The 4,787-nt window shown below is 65.2% G+C and carries 3 protein-coding genes; 1 reads left to right on the top strand and 2 read right to left on the bottom strand.

The features are described from left to right. A partial coding sequence (locus KAY22_RS24730; RefSeq protein WP_296625788.1) for an AGE family epimerase/isomerase occupies nt 1-1,423 on the top strand: 1,423 nt, incomplete at its 5' end. Nucleotides 1,424-1,471: 48 nt separating this feature from the next. On the opposite strand, the gene betB is transcribed toward KAY22_RS24730, so the two are convergent. Then, complete coding sequence (gene betB, locus KAY22_RS24725; RefSeq protein ID WP_296625787.1) at nt 1,472-2,935, bottom strand: betaine-aldehyde dehydrogenase; 1,464 nt, start codon at nt 2,933-2,935, stop codon at nt 1,472-1,474. A 40-nt stretch (nt 2,936-2,975) separates the two neighbouring features. Then, on the bottom strand, nt 2,976-4,637 hold the full coding sequence (betA, locus tag KAY22_RS24720) for a choline dehydrogenase (protein ID WP_296625786.1): 1,662 nt from the start codon (nt 4,635-4,637) through the stop codon (nt 2,976-2,978). Nucleotides 4,638-4,787 lie beyond the last annotated feature (150 nt).

The following is a 4,787-nucleotide window of genomic DNA, read 5'->3' as shown; positions in this document are numbered from 1 at the left end:
GAACGACCTCGGCTCCTGGCAGTCGCTGCTGGATATCGGCGCCGCCGACGAGAACGGCAACGTCATCCGCGGCGATGTCGTCGCCATCGATTGCGAGAACTCCTACATTCGCAGCGAAGGGCGCCTGCTTTCGGCGATCGGCCTGAAGGACGTCGCCATCGTCTCCACCTCGGATGCGACGTTCGTCGCGCCGGTCAGCCACAGCCAGAACGTCAAGAAGATCGTCGAACAGCTTGAAAAGAGCGGCCGGCTGGAGACCCGGTTCACGCCGGCACAGGATCGCGTCGTCGAAAGCGGTGCATGGCGGCATCGCGTGCAGCATTGGCTGTTCGAGGAGACGTTGCCGTTGTGGTCGACGCGTGGCGTGGACGAGCGCCACGGCGGCTTCTACGAGGCGCTGGATTTCGACGCCAACCCCCTTATGAAGCCCAAGCGCATGCGCACCATGGCGCGGCAGGTCTATGCCTTTGCCGTCGCCAAGGCGCGGGGCTGGAATGGGCCGGCCGAAAGCCTGATCGCCCATGGCATCGCCTTCATGGCCAGCAAGGGCCGTACGGACCGTGGCGGCTGGGTGCGTACCCTGAACGTCGACGGCAGCGTCGCCGATCCGGCGGAAGACGCCTACGACCATTCCTGCGTGCTCTTGGCGCTGGCGCATGCGCATATGGGCGGCAACCCTGACGCGCTGGCTCTGGGCGAGCAGACGTTCGCCTTCCTCGACGCGCATCTGGAAGACAGCCGCATGACCGGCTTCCTCGAAACCCTGGATGGGGAAAGCGAGCGGCGTTCCAACCCGCATATGCATCTGCTGGAAGCGTTCATGGCCTGGTACGATGCAACCGGCGACCGCACCTATCTGCGCCGGGCGGCACGCGTCGTCGATCTGTTCCGCAGCCATTTCTTCGACGCCGAAAGCTGGACGCTCGGCGAATATTTCGACGACAACTGGCGGCCGGCAGCGGGCGAAAGGGGGACGTGGACGGAGCCGGGCCATCATTTCGAATGGGCCTCGCTGCTGGTTGATTTCGCCGCCCGCAGCGGGCAGCAGGACCTTGATGCCTTTGCCCGCAAGCTCTATGCCTCGGCGATCGCCAACGGGCTGAACCGTGCCACCGGTCTCGCCTACGGGGCGGTGTCGCGGACTGGCCTGCCGCTGGACGGCGTGTCGCGAAGCTGGCCGCAAACGGAAGCGGTCAAAGCGGCCATCGCGCTCGATCGCACCGGCGGGCCGGACATGAAGCCCGAGATCGAGGAGCGCGTCGGCCGGCTGTTCCGCTGGCATATCGACCCGGCGCCTGTCGGCCTGTGGGTCGATCGCATCGACGAGCGCGGCCGCTCCCGGGCAACGGAGGTGCCCGCCTCGATCTTCTACCATCTGGTCTGCGCGCTGACGCAGTATCTCGACTGCACCGCCGGCCGCTGAAACGCTCTCGTAGCGGACTGGGGATTCCGCAGGCGATAGCTCCGACCCTCAGTAAGGGCTGGCGACGTCTCCGGTTTCTACATAGACCGCCTTGATCTGCGAATAGAGCGAAAGGGCTGCCAGCGAGTTCTCGCGGCCGATGCCCGACTGCTTGACGCCGCCGAAGGGGATTTCGACCGGCGTCAGGTTATAGGCGTTGATCCAGCAGGTTCCGGCCTGCAACTCGCCGATGACGCGATGCGCGCGGGCGAGGTCGCGCGTGAACACGCCCGCCGCCAGTCCGAACTCGGTCGCGTTGGCGCGCTCCACCACCTCGTCCTCGTCGCTGAACTTCAGCACGCTCATCACTGGCCCGAAAATCTCCTCGCGCGCTATGCGCATGGTGTCGGTGACATCGGTGAAGACGGTCGGCTCAACGAAGAAGCCGCCGCTGAAGCCTTGCAGCGATGGCACGTTGCCGCCGCAGGCAAGCGTCGCGCCTTCTTGCCTGCCGACGCCGATATAGGAAAGCACCTTGTCGTGCTGCGCCTTGTTGACCAGCGGTCCCATCTGCGTTTCAGGATCGAGCGGGTCGCCGATGCGGATTTTCTTCGTGCGTTCCACCAGCCGTTCGACAAAGCGGTCGTGAATCGCCTCGTGGACGAAGACGCGGGTTCCGTTCGAGCACACCTGCCCGGTCGAATAGAAATTGCCGAGCATTGCGCCGCCGATGGCGTTTTCGAGGTCGGCGTCGTCGAAGACGATCAGCGGCGACTTGCCGCCGAGCTCCATGGTGGCGTGCTTCATCTTCGAGCCGGCGAGCGACAGCACCCGCCGCCCGGTCGGCACCGAGCCGGTGACGGAAACCTTGGCGACAGCTTCATGTTCGACCAAGGCCGCGCCCACGTCGCCGTAACCCTGAACGACGTTGAACAGCCCGTCCGGCAGCCCCGCCTCGGTGTAGATTTCGGCAAGCGCCAGCGCCGAAAGCGGTGTGTTCTCGGAGGGCTTGAACACCATGGCGTTGCCCATGGCGAGCGCCGGCGCCGATTTCCAGCCGGCGATCTGGATCGGGTAGTTCCACGCCCCGATGCCGACGCACACGCCAAGCGGCTCGCGCCGCGTATAGGCGAACGGGCCGCCGAGATCGACGGCCTCGCCGTTATAGGCCGCGATCGCGCCGCCGAAGAATTCGAGGCAGTCGGCGGCAGACGGCGCGTCCGCCACCAGCGTTTCCTGGAGTGCCTTGCCTGTGTCCAGCGTTTCCAGCCGGGCGAGGTCGGCGTTGCGCTCGCGCAGGATGTCGGCGGCGCGGCGCAGGACGCGGCCGCGTTCCACCGGCTTCATGCGCGCCCAGGCTCCTTGCGCTGCGCGCGCCGCCTCGACCGCCAGTTCGACGATGTTCGGCGTCGCCGAATGCAACGTCGCGATGGTCTCGCCCGTCGCCGGATAGACGACCGGCAGCGGTGCGCCCTGATCGTCCTCGACGAAGCGGCCGTTGATGTAGTGCGAGGCGGTGGGCTGGGCTTTCATGACGCTGTTCCTGCTGCAAGGCGGTCGGACACGTAATGGCTCATCGGTCGCTGGTTTGCCAGCGCGGATTGATCCACGGCTCCTGATTGGAGGGGGAAAGCGGCGTGCGGCCGAGGATATGGTCGGACGCCTTCTCGCCGGTCATGATCGACGGCCCGTTGAGGTTGCCGTTGGTGACGCGCGGGAAGATCGAGGAATCGGCTACGCGCAGGCCCTCGACGCCGATGACCCGGCATTCGGGATCGACCACGCTGCCGATATCGTCGGCGCGGCCCATGCGGCAGGTGCCGCACGGATGGAAGGCGCTCTCCACATGGTTGCGGATGAAATTGTCCAGTTCCTCGTTGCTCTGCACCGCCTTGCCGGGTGAGATTTCCTCACCCCGGAAAGGATCGAACGCGGCTTGCGAAAAGATCTCGCGGGTGAGCCGGATGCAATGGCGGAAATCCCGCCAGTCGTCGGGCTGCGACATGTAGTTGAACTGGATTTTCGGCTTCGTCTTCGGGTCGGGTGAGCGCAGCGTTACCGCCCCGCGCGACTTCGAGCGCATCGGCCCGACATGCGCCTGGAAGCCGTGCGCCTTGGCTGCCGACTTGCCGTCGTAGCGCACGGCGGCGGGGATGAAGTGATACTGGATATCCGGATAGTCGACGCCGGCGGCGGAGCGCACGAAGGCGGCGGCCTCGAAATGGTTGGTGGCGCCGAGCCCCGACTTGAAGAACAGCCATTGTGCGCCGATCAGCGCCTTGGAGAAGGGATTGAGAACCGAGTTCAGCGTAATCGGCTTCGTCGATTCCTGTTGGATGTAGAGTTCAAGATGGTCCTGAAGGTTCTGCCCGACGCCGGGCCGGTCGGCGACCACCTCGATGCCGTTTGCCTTCAGGTGGGCGCCGGGGCCGATGCCGGACAGCATCAGGATCTTCGGCGAGTTAATCGAGGAGGCGGCGACGATCACCTCGCGGCGCGCCTTGACGACTTGAATCTGCTTGTGAGCCTCGATCTCGACCCCGATGGCGCGTTGATTCTCGATCACCACACGCCGGGCGAAGCCTTTGACGAGGCGCACGTTTTGCCGTTTCAGCGCCGGCCTGAGATAGGCGTTGGCGGCCGACCAGCGCCGTCCGCGAAAGATGGTCTGCTCCATCGGCCCAAAGCCTTCCTGCTTCGAGCCGTTGTAGTCGTCGGTCAATTCGAAGCCTGCCTGCGCCCCGGCTTCCATAAAAGCCTGATAGAGCGGGTTGCGGCGGAAGCCGCGCTGCACGTGCAGCGGGCCGCTGCTGCCGCGCCAGCCTTCCTCGCCGCCGTCGGAATCTTCCATGCGCTTGAAATAGGGCAGCACGTCGGCATAGCTCCAGCCGGCCGCGCCCTGTTCGGCCCAGTGGTCGAAATCATGCGCGTGGCCGCGCACATAGACCATGGCGTTGATGGACGACGAGCCGCCGATCACCTTGCCGCGTGGCGTCACCAGCCGGCGTCCGCCGAGATGCGGTTCCGGCTCGGTCGAAAAACCCCAGTCGTAATGCGCCATGTTCATGGGGATCGACAGTGCCGACGGCATCTGGATCAGCGGTCCGGCGTCGGTGCCGCCGAACTCGATGACGATGACCGAGTGCTTGCCGTCCTCGGACAGACGGTAGGCCATGGCCGATCCGGCCGAGCCGGAACCGATGATGACGAAATCGGCTTCGAGATTGGACGTCATTTCGCTCTCATGTAGTCGTAGGAACCGACATTCCCCAAGTGGCCTGCCGCTTGACTTCAAGATCGCCTGATTTTGCTCGCTGGGCAAGCGTTTTTCGCCCCGAGCGGTGTCTGTCGTCGCGCAAACGGCCGAAGTCGGGTGGATCAAGCC

The organism is Rhizorhabdus sp. (assembly GCF_018006725.1).
GTDB lineage: Bacteria > Pseudomonadota > Alphaproteobacteria > Sphingomonadales > Sphingomonadaceae > Rhizorhabdus.
The sequence above is the reverse complement of the archived record's forward strand: the minus strand, read 5'-3'. Positions and strand labels throughout refer to the sequence as shown.